This is a genomic window from Pantoea sp. EKM20T (genome assembly GCF_011800485.1).
In the GTDB taxonomy this organism is placed as follows: domain Bacteria; phylum Pseudomonadota; class Gammaproteobacteria; order Enterobacterales; family Enterobacteriaceae; genus Pantoea; species Pantoea agglomerans.
This window is the reverse complement of sequence record NZ_JAALFW010000009.1, coordinates 87,707-101,479: the sequence shown is the minus strand read 5'-3', so window position 1 is coordinate 101,479 and position 13,773 is coordinate 87,707. Positions and strand designations below refer to the sequence as shown.

At 55.3% G+C, this 13,773-nt stretch carries 13 protein-coding genes; 3 read left to right on the top strand and 10 right to left on the bottom strand.

What is annotated here, in order from left to right:
• Positions 1-9: 9 nt before the first annotated feature.
• Complete coding sequence (gene sseA, locus HFD94_RS16195; RefSeq protein ID WP_010671316.1) at positions 10-852, top strand: 3-mercaptopyruvate sulfurtransferase; 843 nt, start codon at positions 10-12, stop codon at positions 850-852.
• 40 nt (positions 853-892) lie between these two features.
• On the opposite strand, the gene sseB is transcribed toward sseA, so the two are convergent.
• From sseB to trmJ, 5 genes are all read right to left on the bottom strand, one after another.
• A complete protein-coding gene (sseB, locus tag HFD94_RS16190) occupies positions 893-1,657 on the bottom strand; it encodes an enhanced serine sensitivity protein SseB (protein WP_010257582.1) in 765 nt (254 codons plus the stop codon).
• A 46-nt stretch (positions 1,658-1,703) separates the two neighbouring features.
• On the bottom strand, positions 1,704-2,990 hold the full coding sequence (gene pepB / locus HFD94_RS16185; RefSeq protein ID WP_122889746.1) for an aminopeptidase PepB: 1,287 nt from the start codon (positions 2,988-2,990) through the stop codon (positions 1,704-1,706).
• A gap of 161 nt (positions 2,991-3,151) precedes the next feature.
• Positions 3,152-4,312, bottom strand: a complete 1,161-nt coding sequence (locus HFD94_RS16180) for an IscS subfamily cysteine desulfurase (protein WP_122889747.1) — start codon at positions 4,310-4,312, stop codon at positions 3,152-3,154.
• Positions 4,313-4,400: 88 nt separating this feature from the next.
• Positions 4,401-4,898: a Fe-S cluster assembly transcriptional regulator IscR gene (iscR, locus tag HFD94_RS16175; RefSeq protein WP_010257591.1), complete on the bottom strand. Its 498-nt coding sequence runs from the start codon at positions 4,896-4,898 to the stop codon at positions 4,401-4,403.
• 130 nt (positions 4,899-5,028) lie between these two features.
• Positions 5,029-5,781: a tRNA (cytosine(32)/uridine(32)-2'-O)-methyltransferase TrmJ gene (gene trmJ / locus HFD94_RS16170; protein ID WP_010257594.1), complete on the bottom strand. Its 753-nt coding sequence runs from the start codon at positions 5,779-5,781 to the stop codon at positions 5,029-5,031.
• A gap of 132 nt (positions 5,782-5,913) precedes the next feature.
• Between trmJ and suhB the strand changes: the two genes are divergently transcribed.
• Positions 5,914-6,717: an inositol-1-monophosphatase gene (suhB, locus tag HFD94_RS16165; RefSeq protein WP_008926709.1), complete on the top strand. Its 804-nt coding sequence runs from the start codon at positions 5,914-5,916 to the stop codon at positions 6,715-6,717.
• A gap of 63 nt (positions 6,718-6,780) precedes the next feature.
• On the opposite strand, the gene HFD94_RS16160 is transcribed toward suhB, so the two are convergent.
• The 3 genes from HFD94_RS16160 to HFD94_RS16150 all read right to left on the bottom strand — a co-directional run bounded on the left by HFD94_RS16160 (position 6,781) and on the right by HFD94_RS16150 (position 9,596).
• The gene (locus HFD94_RS16160) at positions 6,781-7,794 is read right to left on the bottom strand and encodes a TIGR04086 family membrane protein (protein ID WP_010257601.1); all 1,014 of its coding nucleotides are present in this window, start codon (positions 7,792-7,794) and stop codon (positions 6,781-6,783) included.
• A 204-nt stretch (positions 7,795-7,998) separates the two neighbouring features.
• Positions 7,999-8,979, bottom strand: a complete 981-nt coding sequence (locus HFD94_RS16155) for a nickel/cobalt transporter (RefSeq protein ID WP_122889748.1) — start codon at positions 8,977-8,979, stop codon at positions 7,999-8,001.
• Positions 8,970-9,596 (bottom strand): DUF1007 family protein, encoded by a 627-nt coding sequence (locus HFD94_RS16150; protein ID WP_010257608.1) that lies wholly within the window; start codon positions 9,594-9,596, stop codon positions 8,970-8,972. Before HFD94_RS16150 ends, HFD94_RS16155 begins: the two co-directional genes overlap by 10 nt.
• A 155-nt stretch (positions 9,597-9,751) precedes the next feature.
• On the opposite strand from HFD94_RS16150, the gene csiE reads away from it, so the two are divergent.
• Entirely contained in the window at positions 9,752-11,020 is a 1,269-nt protein-coding gene (gene csiE / locus HFD94_RS16145; RefSeq protein ID WP_010671313.1) for a stationary phase inducible protein CsiE, read from the top strand.
• Here csiE and HFD94_RS16140 read toward each other — a convergent pair.
• Together HFD94_RS16140 and glyA are read right to left on the bottom strand one after the other, a co-directional pair.
• On the bottom strand, positions 11,002-12,150 hold the full coding sequence (locus tag HFD94_RS16140; RefSeq protein ID WP_033772425.1) for a 3-phenylpropionate MFS transporter: 1,149 nt from the start codon (positions 12,148-12,150) through the stop codon (positions 11,002-11,004). The two genes, csiE and HFD94_RS16140, sit on opposite strands and share 19 nt — an antisense overlap.
• Before the next feature lie 128 nt (positions 12,151-12,278).
• Complete coding sequence (gene glyA / locus HFD94_RS16135; RefSeq protein ID WP_010257616.1) at positions 12,279-13,532, bottom strand: serine hydroxymethyltransferase; 1,254 nt, start codon at positions 13,530-13,532, stop codon at positions 12,279-12,281.
• Positions 13,533-13,773: the final 241 nt, after the last annotated feature.

Here is a 13,773-nt window from a genome sequence, read left to right as displayed (position 1 = left end):
GAGGTTGTTATGACGACGCCACTGTTTGTGTCCGCCGACTGGTTACAAGAGCACTACAACGATGAGCGGCTTCAGGTGCTGGATGCACGGTTGTTGCCACCCGGTATGGAAGCGGTTCGCGATATCCAGGCCGAATATCTGGCGGGTCATTTACCCGACGCCCCTTACTTCGATATTGAAGCGCTTTCCGATCACACCAGCCCTTACCCCCATATGCTGCCCCGCGCCGAAAGTTTTGCCGTCGCGATGCGTGAACTGGGTGTCAGCAGTGATAAGCACCTGGTGGTGTATGACGAGGGTAATCTCTTTTCTGCGCCACGCGCCTGGTGGATGCTGAAAACCTTTGGTGTGGCTCAGGTGTCGATTCTGGCCGGGGGCTTGCAGGGCTGGAAAGAGTCTGGTTTTGCGCTGGCAACCGGCGAAGTGAATCTGCCGGAAGGTGAGTTTGAGGCCCACGCGGATGAAAGCCGGGTGAAACGCCTGACGGACGTACTGCTGATCAGCCATGAAGGCGGCGCACAGATTATTGATGCGCGTCCTGCCAATCGCTTTAACGCCGAAGTGGATGAACCACGTCCCGGATTGCATCGCGGACATATTCCCAACAGCCTGAACGTGCCGTGGAACAGCCTGGTTGAACAGGGAAAACTCAAGCCGGAGGCGGAACTTCAGACGCTGTTTGCCGATGCGGGCGTCGATATTACCCAACCGGTGGTCGCCAGCTGTGGCTCAGGCGTGACGGCGGTGGTGGTGATTCTGGCGCTGACGGCGCTGGGCGCACGGGATGTCACGCTGTATGACGGATCCTGGGGCGAATGGGGCAGTCGCGACGACTTACCTATCGCGAAATAAAAAACAGGCGGCCCATGAGCCGCCTGTTTACTTTGTTGTCTCAGATAATCCGCTCACTGCCCTTGAAGTCCCGCAGGAAACTGCCCCAGCGACGCTCATAGAATGGCGTGATGTGGGCGGTAAAGAAGTGGCTGATGCCGCGATCGTTCAGCGTCACCTCACAGATATCAACCGGCGCATCGTCCGGCAGCGTATCGGTTGCCACGCTGCCCGCCGCCTGAATGATCGTCTCAATGTTGCTGTCCGCTTCAATGCCAATCAGCAGATTGGGCGCTTCGTCAGCCCGCTCACGGATACTGGCGATAAACGCGCGACGCACCTGCTTATGCTTGCTGAAGAGCTGAGTCAGTGAGTCGATCATCTGGGCAGGGGGTTCAGCCACCTCAGACAGCAATAGTGACTGTCCGCCTTCCAGCACGGTTTGCTGGCTTAGTGCACTGCCCTCTTCAGCCAGCAGATGGGTGATCTCGGCCGCAGTAAACTCTTTACCGGAAGGCAGTTTGGGATTGAGAAACAGCGTCTCGCCACGCGTAATCTCAAACAGCGTTCGTACCGGCAGACGCAGCCAGGACTGCTCACCGCTCACCGCTTCACTCATCGCCTCTTCTGACGTGAAAAAAGGAATGATGCTGCTGCCATCCTCTTTTTCCCAGTGCTGCAGATCAACGGGCGTGCTGGCATCAAGCTGTTGCGTGGTGCTTTCACCTGGCACCCAGGCATCAGATTCCAGCAACAGCTGAAAAAATTCGGGCCGATGGGCAGGCTCAGTGGCCGCCAGCTTCAGCACCTCTTCAAGACGATTCATAGTTTTCCTTTGAACAGCGGCGGCATCAGCCACCGCTGAGATCGGCTTATTTCAGTAACAGATTGGCGAGGGTACGCACGCCAAGACCTGTTGCACCCGCCGCCCACTGGTCAACTGCGCCTTTGCGATAGGTCGCGGAGCAGTCGATGTGCAGCCAGCCCTGCTGATAGTTACTGACGAAGTGTGACAGGAACGCTGCCGCGCTACTGGCACCCGCCGCATGTGACGGGCTGGCGATATTATTGAGATCGGCGAAGTTAGACGGCAGATGGCTGCGATGGAATTCGGCAAGCGGCAGACGCCAGAAAGGTTCGTTCTCACTCACCGCGCTGCCCATCAGCGACTGTGCCATCACATCATCAAAGGTAAACAGCGCATGGTAATCGTTGCCCAGCGCCGTCTTAGCCGCACCGGTCAGCGTCGCAGCATCGATGATCATCGTCGGGTTCTGCTCGCTGGCGTCGATTAAACCGTCGGCCAGGACCAGACGCCCTTCCGCATCGGTGTTCATCACTTCCACCGATTTACCGTTGCGATAGCGAATAATGTCGCCCAGTTTAAAGGCGTTGCTGCTGACCATGTTATCGGCACAGCAGAGGTAGAGTTTGACGCGCTTGTTAAGACCGCGCGAAATCGCCATGGCCAGCGCGCCGGTGACGGTCGCCGCGCCGCCCATGTCAGATTTCATTGAGTCCATGAAGCTGCTCTGCTTCAGGCTGTAGCCACCGGTATCAAAGGTAATGCCTTTACCGACCAGACAGGCGTAGACCGGGGCATCGTCGTCGCCGATCGGGTTGTAATCGAGCGCCAGAAATACCGGCGGACGATTTGAACCGCGTCCAACAGTGTGCAGGCCCATATACCCCTGTACCCGCAGATCGTCGCCTTTGGTGATGCGATAGCTGACGGCGCTGCCGCCCACTTCACTGATCAGATCGACTGCATTGTGCGCCAGCTGTTCCGGCCCCAGATCTTCCGCGGGCAGGTTAATAACGTTGCGAACCCAGTCGATAATTTTCAGACGGCGATCAAACTCCGCCTGCTCATGTTCGCCCAGCGCCGGCCACTCAACCTGACGCTGGCCTTTCGGACCACGGAAGCCCTGCCAGAATGCCCAGCACTGCTCAAGGTGCCAGCCTTCGCCGGTCAGCGCCACATGGCGGATCCCCTGGCTGTCGATTTTGTGAGCCGCACGCTGAATGATATTCAGCGCATCCGCGCCGGTCAGATGCAGTGTCATGCCGCTGTCGTTGCTGCTGAGAATCGCTTTTTCGCCCCAGCGCGCATCGGCGGGCTGGCTGCTAAGCGTAATATTCATGGGTTGTGTGGTCATCGAAAAGCTCCATAATCGTTATCTGTTTCATCCAGCCTGATTGTTATAACGGCTTTAATAAGATGTTAAATATAATTCGCAGAGAGACCTGATAACAGATTCCGTCAGGTGTTGCCAGCGAAGTGCAAATATAGGCGCAATTTCCGGACTATGACCGGATATCAGGATTTCATTAAGGCCCGCAGACGGGTCACTGATTTCTGCACCAGGGCAATGGCGTAGTCGATCTCTTCCTCGGTAGTGAAGCGTCCCAGCGAGAAGCGCAGCGAACTGTGCGCCAGCTCTTCACTCAGGCCCAGCGCCCGCAATACATAGGAAGGCTCCAGGCTGGCGGAGGTGCAGGCCGAGCCGGAAGAGAGCGCCAGATCTTTCAGCGCCATGATCAGTGATTCACCCTCAACGTCAGCAAAACTGAGGTTAAGAATGTTCGGTGCGCTCTGCTGCAGATCGCCATTGAGGGTGACGTCGGGCAGTGTGCTGATGCCCTGCCACAGGCGATCGCGCAGAGTCTGCAGGCGCGCCATCTCGGTTTCGCGCTCTTCTGCTGCGATACGATACGCCTCGCCCATGCCGACAATCTGATGCACCGGCAATGTCCCGGATCGCATACCGCGTTCATGTCCGCCGCCGTGGATCTGCGCAGCAATCTGCACACGCGGTTTACGCCGGACATAGAGTGCGCCGATGCCTTTCGGGCCATAGAGTTTATGGGCAGAAAAGGACATCAAATCAACCGGTAACTGGCTGAGATCGATAGGCAGCTTGCCGACGCTCTGGGTCGCATCCACATGAAACAGAATCTCACGTTCGTGGCAGAGTTCGCCAAAGGCGGCGATATCCTGAATCACTCCGGTTTCATTATTAACGTGCATCAGGGTGACTAAAATCGTGTCGTCGCGCAGCGCCGCACGCAGCTGGTCAGGCGAGATAATGCCGTTAGCCGCCGGGGTGAGATAAGTGACAGCAAAGCCTTCACGCTCAAGCTGCTGGCAGCTATCAAGCACCGCTTTATGTTCTGTCTGGCTGGTGATGATATGTTTGCCGCGCGCCTGATGGGCGTGAGCTGCACCTTTAATCGCGAGGTTATCGGATTCAGTGGCGCCAGAGGTAAAGATGATTTCACGCGGATCGGCATTGACCAGTTCGGCGATCTGATTACGCGCAACATCAACCGCTTCTTCAGACTGCCAGCCAAAACGGTGCGTTCGCGAGGCCGGATTACCGAACGTGCCATCCAGCGTCAGAAACTGCATCATTTTGCTGGCCACACGCGGATCGGCCGGCGTGGTGGCGGCGTAATCCAGGTAAATCGGTAATTTCATTGCGCTACAGCTCCGTATAAAAAATCATACGTCTTTATAGCAGATTCGGCCCTGACCGCGTTAGCAGTAAGGGCCGCAACAGCGGGGATTACGAGGCGCGTTGGTTGACGTTAATTTCCTGCGTGCGCGGGCTCTGGAAGCGACGATTATCAATCGCATTCTGACGATCGGCTACATCCAGGATCTCCTGATTATTCACCAGCTCAGCCAGTGTAATATTGTTCAGGAAGTCACTGATACGCACGCTCAGATCGCGCCACAGCACGTGAGTCAGGCAACGCTCGCCGCCCTGGCAGCCTTCTTTACCCTGACATTTGGTGGCATCAACAGACTCATCAACGGCGGTGATCACTTCACCGACAGAGATGGTATTAGACGCTTTGCCCAACAGATAACCGCCGCCCGGACCACGTACGCTGGACACCAGCTCATTTTTACGTAATCGGGAGAATAACTGCTCCAGATAGGAGAGCGAAATGCCCTGACGCTCTGAAATATCAGCCAGCGGGACCGGACCTTCATGGGAGTGAAGGGCAACGTCCAGCATTGCAGTAACGGCATAACGTCCTTTGGATGTCAGTCTCATAGCGTACGACCTCAATAGCGTCCGGTTATCGGAGGATTAGCAACAGATGCTCTGAAGTCTGCCATTCCCGAGTAAATTGGTCAACTATTTAACCTGGTAAATTAGTCAGGTATTTAACCTGGTAATTCACTCAACTATTATCTGCTTCTTTTTTATCGTTTTTTCGCTTTTCAAACGACGAAAGCATGCCGCGCAGGATGTTCAGTTCATCGCGTTCCGGGCGGGCACGGGTGTAAAGACGACGCAGTTTGCTCATCACCTGGCCAGGATTGGCTTCACGGATAAAGCCGCTGTTCAGCATCATCTGTTCCATATGCTGATAGAAGCGCTCCAGGTCATCCACCAGCGGATAAGGTGACTCTTCATACTGTGGCGGCGGGCTGGCCTGCTCCTGCGCCTGTAACCATGCCATGCGCACTTCATAGGCGATAATCTGTACGGCCATCGCCAGATTCAGCGAGCTGTATTCCGGGTTTGCCTGAATTGCGACGTGATAGTGGCACTTCTGCAACTCGTCATTGGTCAGGCCGACACGTTCACGACCAAAAACCAGCGCAACCGGTGCCTGCTGGCCCTCTTCCACGCTTTTCACGCCACATTCGCGCGCATCCAGCATCGGCCAGGGCAGCGAGCGGGAACGTGCGCTGGTGCCGACCACCAGACTGCATCCGGCAATGGCCTCATCCAGCGAGTCGACAATTTTGGCGTCGCCGATAACGTCGCTGGCACCAGCCGCGAGTGAGATAGCCTGTGAGTCAGGCTTGACCAGCGGGTTAACCAGATAGAGGTTGGTTAAGCCCATGGTTTTCATGGCGCGCGCAACGGAGCCCATGTTACCGGTGTGAGAAGTCTCGACCAGCACGATACGAATATTTTGCAACATGATTAGGGATACTCAGAAACGGGTCAGTAAAATCAGTAGAGAGAATATTAACATAAAGCAGGACATTTACCGAACACGCTGCTATACTCCGCGCCGTTTTCCCCGTTCTTTAACATCCAGCGAGAGATACCGATGCATCCAATGCTCAACATTGCCGTGCGCGCAGCGCGCAAGGCCGGAAATTTAATTGCCAAATATTATGAAACCCCGGACGCTGTCGAAGCCAGCCAGAAAGGCAGCAACGACTTCGTAACGAATGTTGACCGCGAAGCAGAACGCCTGATTATCGAAATTATTCGTAAATCTTACCCGAAACATACCATCATCACTGAAGAAAGCGGTGAACTGGCGGGCGAAGATCAGGATGTTCAATGGGTTATCGATCCGCTGGATGGCACCTCAAACTTCATCAAACGTTTACCCCACTTTGCTGTTTCTATCGCTGTGCGCATTAAAGGCCGCACTGAAGTCGCCGTCGTTTACGATCCAATGCGCAATGAACTCTTCACCTCTTCACGCGGTCAGGGCGCTCAGCTGAATGGCTATCGTCTGCGTGGCAGCACGGCCCGCGATCTGGATGGCACCGTTCTGGCGACCGGCTTCCCGTTCAAAATGAAGCAGCACGCGCCGGCTTACATGAATATCATGACCAAACTCTTTACCCAGTGTGCTGACTTCCGCCGCACCGGTTCTGCTGCGCTGGATCTGGCCTATGTGGCTGCCGGTCGCGTAGATGGCTATTTTGAGATTGGCCTGAAGCCGTGGGATTTTGCGGCGGGTGAACTGCTGGTCCGTGAAGCGGGCGGTCTGGTGACTGATTTCACCGGCAACCACGGCTATCTGCTGTCAGGTAACCTGGTCGCGGGTAACCCACGTGTGGTGAAATCGATGCTGTCGAACATGCGTGATGAGCTGAGCGAAGCGTTAAAACGCTAAGTCTCAGTACAGAAAAAGGCGGCTTATCAGCCGCCTTTTTTATTGCCTGTTACTCAGTGATGCTTAACGACGTTCGTGTGACAGCACCTGACGAGGCTGAGTACGACGACCTACCATACCCATCACGCCTGCCAGCACCGCTTCGATGATCAGCAGAATCAGGGCATACCAGCTCGCTTTCGCAGTCGCGGCAGCGGCTTTTTCACCGGCTTCACGCGCTTTCTGTTCAGCCTGCTGTTTCAGTTCCTGATACTTCTGAACCGCCTGCTGATAGCTCTGTTCAGTTTTGGCCACGATCTGATCCACTTCCTGATCGCTTTTGCCGGTGCGCGCTTTGATAATATTTTTCAGCGCATCACGATCGGCTGCCTGCAGGGTATCGGAATGACGATCCATCACCCCTTTTAACCAGTTAGCCAGATCAGTATCCGCTGTCTGTGGATGGTTTGCGGTGTTGTTAGCCTGGTTTTCAGCATTCTGCGCTTCTTTATTTGCATCCTGCTTTAAGTTCTCTGGCTGTAATTCCGGTTTCCCGGTCTGGCGTAAAGTCGTTTCCAGTTCGTTCTGCAGGTTATCTAAATTAATATTACTCTCCTGCAGTTTGTCTTTTGCCATTTGGGTAACGGATGGCGCAGCGGCGGAAATACCACTACCCAGCGCCTGGAAGCCTGAGCCCACAATATTCATCGCGCCGCCTAATACACTGGTCGCCAGCGCAATAGCCAGGTAAATAGTGAAAATTGTGCTAAGGCCAAACATCAGTAAACCGTGCAGTGCGCCTTCGCGCTGAGCCAGTCGGCCTGCAACATAACTACCTGCAGCCATCGCGACCAGCATTTCAATGGCAGTCCAGACCAGCGCGCCTGTGCCCAGGCCGTCGAGTGGATTCTGTTCTTTCATCGGATCAATGGTTGTTGCACCAATGGCGGTTCCCAGCAGCGTCAGAATAATGTGAACGATCAACGCACAAATGACACCGGCAAACACGGCGCTCCAGGAAATACGTTTTAACGGCAATCCAGCCGGCCCGGTCGCCAGCGTTTCGGTGTAGCCATTATTAATACGGGTATCAGCCATGAAATATACTCCTCGCAATAAACAGAAAGCGGTCTTGATCTTTTATCATCCCGACGGCGGAATGCCGTTTTGGTATTATCAGCGTAGACAGGGAATAGTCATTTCACCACTAAACCAGCCAGAGAAAAAAATAAAGAGATGAATTCAGAGATAATTAACGAAGAGAAGAGCGCAGCGGCAATTTTATTTCCGCTGCGCTTTTATTCAGAAAGGTCGAATTCCGCCACCCAGCGTCATCTGCGCTGACTGCCATAGCGCGATACCCGCTACGATTAAAATCAGGCTGCCGGTTAAGGCCAGCGCGGGGATCAGCAGTCGCGTCATGCCTGCGGCAACGCCAGATTGAGCCAGCCGTTGCGCCACCGTGCGCGCCTGCTGAACCAGCAGGCCAATCGCCGAAATGGTCAGTGCCGTGCCCAGCGCCATCACCGCAGCAGAGATAACCCCCCAGCCATAGACACCAATCACTTTGGCAAACAGCAGCATCATAATCGCGCCGGAACAGGGACGTAATCCCATCGACACCACCACCAGCAGCTGGGTTTTCACACTGAGATTGCCGCTCATCTGCTGCGGTGTCGGAAGATGTGCGTGTCCGCATCCGCACTGATCGTCATGCTGATGGTGAGGTTTGAAGGTGCGAAATACCGGGGCCGGACGCGGACGCAATGTCCGCCACAACGAACGCAGCGCCCGATAACCGATCATCACGCCCAGCCCGATCACCAACAGATAACTGCCCTTCTCCAGCCAGAAACTGCTGAGATGCAGCTGTCGCGATGACGTTTTCAGCAGCACCAGCATCACCGTCACCAGGGCAATCGCCACCGAACCCTGCAGCAGTGAGGCGAGCAGCGTCAGCCTGATACTGGTTTTCACTCTGGTGGGATGGGTCGCCAGAAAGGTCGCGATCACCACTTTGCCATGGCCCGGTCCCAGCGCGTGCAGTACGCCATACAGCAGGCTGAATATCACCAGCGAAATGCCTGCCTGGTGGGGCTGCTCCGCAACCTGCTGTAGCAGCTGAGTCATCTGCCGATGCAGATCTTTCTGCCACATTACGCTCTGCATCAGAATCTGCGACCAGTAGAGCCAGACCAGCAACGCGCTGCTCAGCAGCACGCCCGCCATCAGCCACAGCGGCCAGAGGCGGGAAGCCCGTAACGGTGGGGAGATTACTGACATGTCAGTATCACCGTCTGGGCAAACTGGCGGCCTAAATCCATCTCCTCTGCAGGCGCGTCGGCTTTATCCAGCGACAGCGCATACTGCTTCAGTGAATCATTGGGCTTTGGCGTGTTCAGCGCGAACTTGCAACGCGCCTGCAGCGCCGTCGGCAGCGTTAACGCACCAGGATTGTCATAGAACATATCGACGAAATAGGTGGGATCAAAAGTCAGGATCTCAAAGCGCTGCCCGGTCAGCTTCGGGGGTTCCGCCAGCGGCAGAATAAATTCCAGCACCGCTTTATGGCCGTTACGTGACAGGTTGTATTCGGTTGGCAGATTCAAAAACTTTACCCGCTGTTGGTTGTGCCAGATTTCAGAAAAGTAGTGCTGGCCCAGCACGTTCGCCATCACGCCTGCCGCCAGCTTCTTCCACACCACGCTGCCTGGTTTCGCCTCGCCCGCGTCGTAAAGCAGATCGGCGGAGGTAATCTCATCCATGGTCCAGGTCATCTTTAATCCGGTAAAGGTGTCATCCTGCGCCACCAGTTCGGTTTTCATATCGATGAAGCTGTGAGGATGTGCCATTACAGCCGGACTTAAGACCATCAAGAGGGCAAAGAGTGTGCGTTTCATAATGTTATAAAGTAACGTTCCCGATGAAAAGAATCTATAAGTAACAAAATTTTGTGACCCGCCTTAAACCTCCGGCAAATAAACCGCGTAAACCGCGCAGGCGCTGACGGGGTTGACTATTCTTAGCTCAAAATAGCCTGCTGGAAACCTGATTGATGAGTTCTGCTACCCCTTTGGCACCACTCTTCACCCGCTCACAGCGTCAGTGCCATCTTTTATTGCTGCTGTTTCTGCCGACACCCGTGCTTACGCTTGAAAAAGTCTGCCAGCTGAATGGCGTCGATCCTGCCGTTGCCCGACAGGATATCGCGGATGTGGGCCTTGAGATACAGCGATATCACCAGCTGGAATTGCATCAGATGGTGGATGGCAGCTTTCGTCTTCATGGCACAGAGTTGGATCGGCGCCTCTGTCTGCTGCACAACCTGCGACGCAGTTTGCGTTTATCGCAGGATTTCGTCTGCGATCATTTTGCAGCCCCCCTGCGTCAGCGCCTGAAGGTGATGAAGATTGAGAAGGCGCTGTGGGATGAGACCAATTTACAGGCGCTGATCCAGCACTGTAGCCTGCGTCTGAAGCGCGATTTCAGCGAACGCGACCGGCTTTTTCTGCAGATTTTCATGAAATATGGATTGTGCCAGCGCCAGCCGGTGCTGTTCAGTGAAGCGCAGTGTCACTGGCTGCAGCAGAAGGCTGAGCGGCAGGCTGCCGAGGATGTGATTCACCACTGGCGCAAACGCTGCCACCTTGCGCCGCCCGTCAGTGAAACCGACTTCTGGACACTGCTGTTCAGCCAGATACATACGCCTGTCGTGGATGCGATTGCCCATCCTGCTGAGCAGCAGTTAATGGCTGCGACCCAGCAGTTAATTAATGACTTTGAACGGTGTGCCGACATCACTTTTGCTGATCGCGACGAGCTGCTTAACCAGCTCTATCCTCATCTGGCACAGGCGCTGGATCGCACCCACTTCACTATCGGCATCGACAACAGCGTGGCGCTGGATGTCAGCCGCCTCTATCCCCGCCTGTTGCGCACCACTCAGCAGGCGCTGCAGGCGTTTGAGCAGCAATACGGGATTGCGTTCAGCCCGGAAGAGGTGAGCTTAATTACCGTTATTTTTGGTGCCTGGCTGATGCAGGAGAATGCGTTGCAGGAGAAGCAGGTGCTGATTCTGACGGGTGACGATACCGATCTGGAGCAGGATGTGGAGCAGCAGATCCGGGAGATCACGCTGCTGCCGATCAATATTACCTATCAGGACGTGAAACAGTTTCAGCGGGATGGCGCACCGCGGGATGTGGACATCATCATTTCGCCCTACCCCACCTCGCTGCCACTCTTCTCCCCGCCGCTGGTGCATGCGGAACTGCCGCTGACGTTACACCATCAGCAGCGGATTCGTTATTTACTGGAGTCATAGCCGGGACGCAGAAATAGCGCGGGCAGCGCCACCAGTGCCATCACCCAGAACAGATGCCCCTGCAGATGAGCGAACAGCACGCCGCAGATCATGGTCATTATCGCAATGCCACCCCCCATCGCCAGCGCGGAATAGAGCGACTGCAGACGGATCACTTCCGCTCCCTGACGCGCCGCAATAAAACGCATCGCCGCCAGATGACAGACGGTGAAGCTGCCACAGTGGAGGATTTGCGCCACAATCAGCAGCGGCAGCGCGGTAGTGGCGCCCATCAGACTCCAGCGGATCAACGCACAAATGCCCGAAAGCAGCAGCAGATCGCGCGCGCTCCAGCGGCGGAACAACCGGTTGCTCAGGGCAAACACGACGATTTCGGCCACCACGCCCAGCGACCAGAGATAACCCACCGTGGAGGCGGAATAGCCACTTTCCTGCCACCAGATAGCACTGAAGCCGTAATAGGCGGCGTGCGCACCCTGCAGCAGTGTTACGCAGAGCATAAATCGCCATACCGCATTCTCACGCAGCAATTCACGCCACACCTGCCAGCCGCCGCCCGCCGCGCCCTGCCGTTCATTACCCTGTGGCTGGGTGGCGGGTGACAGCATCATGCCTGCCAGCATAGAGATGACGCCGACGGAAAGCAGCAGCAGAATGGCGTTTGAAGAGTAAGCACTGACCAGCACGCCGGTTAACGCCGAGCTGATTACAAAGGCCAGCGAACCCCACAGCCTGACCGGCCCATACGCCAGCCCTATCTGCTGTGTCCAGGTGGCGGCCAGCGCATCGCTGAGCGGGACCAGCGGCGAGAAAAAGAGGTTAAAGCCGATCATGACCGTCAGCAGCCACATCCACTGCTCACCCACCCAGAAACCGGCAGCGAACAGGCAGGTCATCAGCGCCAGCAGACGCAGCGCCGTAATCAACCGTGAAGGATTTTTGACCTGAGAAGCGATAAGCAGACTGCCGACAAAGCGTGCCACCATGCCACAGCCGAGCAGCAGGCCAATCTTTTCAGCATCAAGACCGGTGCCTTTCAGCCACACGCCCCAGAATGGCAGATAGATGCCGTAACAGAAGAAGTAAGTGAAGTAGCCCAATCCGAGCCATCTGGCGGAGCCGATTGCCATATTCCCTCCAGCAAGAGTGCTGCCTGGCAGCATGAGTGGGCGCTACTCTGGCAGAGCGCCGCAGGACAGGCAATAAAAAAGGATGGCTGATGCCATCCTTTGTATGCTGTCTCACAACAGGTTAACGATTAAGCGTAGACCGGCAGACGGCTGCAGATTTCCAGCACTTTCTTTTTGGTGCGCTCAATGGTCGCTTCGTCATTGACGTTATCCAGCACATCCGCGATCCAGCCAGCCAGCTCACGCACGTCCGCTTCGTTGAAGCCACGACGGGTAACAGCTGGCGTACCGATACGGATACCGGAAGTGACAAACGGGCTTTTCGGATCGTTAGGCACGCTGTTTTTATTAACCGTGATGTTGGCACGGCCCAGCGCCGCATCCGCTTCTTTACCAGTCAGGTTTTTGCTCACCAGATCGATCAGGAACAGATGGTTATACGTGCCGCCAGAAACGATGTCATAGCCACGCTCAATCAGCACCTCAACCATCGCTTTGGCGTTTTTTGCCACCTGCTGCTGGTAGGTTTTGAATTCCGGCTCCATCGCCTCTTTGAACGCAACCGCTTTACCAGCGATAACGTGCATCAGAGGACCGCCCTGACCGCCAGGGAAGACAGCAGAGTTCAGTTTCTTATAGAAATCTTCGTCGCCGTTTTTCGCCAGAATGATACCACCGCGCGGACCCGCCAGCGTTTTGTGAGTGGTAGAGGTCACGATGTGCGCATGCGGGATCGGACTCGGGTAAACGTCTGCAGCAATCAGGCCGGCAACGTGTGCCATGTCCACAAACAGCCATGCACCTACGCTATCCGCGATTTCGCGCATTTTCGCCCAGTCGCAAACGCCGGAGTAAGCTGAGAATCCGCCAACGATCATTTTTGGCTTGTGGGTTTTCGCCAGTTCAGCCAGTTCGTCGTAGTCAATTTTACCGGTCTCATCGATACCGTAAGCCACAACGTTATAGAGTTTGCCCGACAGGTTAACCGGTGAGCCGTGAGTCAGGTGTCCACCGTGCGCCAGGTTCATCCCCAGAATAGTATCGCCCGGCTGCAGCAGCGCGGTGTAAACCGCAAAGTTAGCCTGTGAACCTGAGTGTGGCTGCACGTTAGCGTAATCGGCACCAAACAGTTCTTTTGCGCGATCGATCGCCAGTTGCTCAACGATATCAACGTACTCACAGCCGCCGTAGTAGCGTTTGCCCGGATAGCCTTCAGCGTATTTATTGGTGAGCTGAGAACCTTGTGCCTGCATAACACGCGGGCTGGTGTAGTTTTCAGAAGCAATCAGTTCAATGTGCTCTTCCTGACGCACTGTCTCCTGCTCCATCGCCTGCCACAACTCGGCATCGTAATCGGCAATGTTCATATCACGCTTTAACATCCGGATCTCCTGACTCAGCTAACTTTCTGACGGTATTTACCCCCCTTCAGGGGCGAAGGCCCACAGTGTAAACCGTTTTAACAGGTGAAGGTAGGGTGAACCTCCTCTTTTTACGCAAACGATTGGCTGGCTACTGGCAGGGCTTTTTTACACCTTTTCACCCTGCTCAGACGCCACAATTTTTCTTCAGGATGTGACGGCGGTTTCTCAGGATGCACCAAAAAGTTGCCACTTTGACAAC

Coding starts and splice junctions, on each gene's coding strand:
- HFD94_RS16160 (WP_010257601.1), bottom strand. CDS start 7,794: ATGGCTGATACCCGTATTAATAATGGCTACACCGAAACGCTGGCGACC.
- HFD94_RS16155 (WP_122889748.1), bottom strand. CDS start 8,979: ATGTCAGTAATCTCCCCACCGTTACGGGCTTCCCGCCTCTGGCCGCTG.
- sseB (WP_010257582.1), bottom strand. CDS start 1,657: ATGAATCGTCTTGAAGAGGTGCTGAAGCTGGCGGCCACTGAGCCTGCC.
- suhB (WP_008926709.1), top strand. CDS start 5,914: ATGCATCCAATGCTCAACATTGCCGTGCGCGCAGCGCGCAAGGCCGGA.
- trmJ (WP_010257594.1), bottom strand. CDS start 5,781: ATGTTGCAAAATATTCGTATCGTGCTGGTCGAGACTTCTCACACCGGT.
- glyA (WP_010257616.1), bottom strand. CDS start 13,532: ATGTTAAAGCGTGATATGAACATTGCCGATTACGATGCCGAGTTGTGG.
- pepB (WP_122889746.1), bottom strand. CDS start 2,990: ATGACCACACAACCCATGAATATTACGCTTAGCAGCCAGCCCGCCGAT.
- HFD94_RS16180 (WP_122889747.1), bottom strand. CDS start 4,312: ATGAAATTACCGATTTACCTGGATTACGCCGCCACCACGCCGGCCGAT.
- iscR (WP_010257591.1), bottom strand. CDS start 4,898: ATGAGACTGACATCCAAAGGACGTTATGCCGTTACTGCAATGCTGGAC.
- sseA (WP_010671316.1), top strand. CDS start 10: ATGACGACGCCACTGTTTGTGTCCGCCGACTGGTTACAAGAGCACTAC.
- HFD94_RS16140 (WP_033772425.1), bottom strand. CDS start 12,150: ATGGCAATCGGCTCCGCCAGATGGCTCGGATTGGGCTACTTCACTTAC.
- csiE (WP_010671313.1), top strand. CDS start 9,752: ATGAGTTCTGCTACCCCTTTGGCACCACTCTTCACCCGCTCACAGCGT.
- HFD94_RS16150 (WP_010257608.1), bottom strand. CDS start 9,596: ATGAAACGCACACTCTTTGCCCTCTTGATGGTCTTAAGTCCGGCTGTA.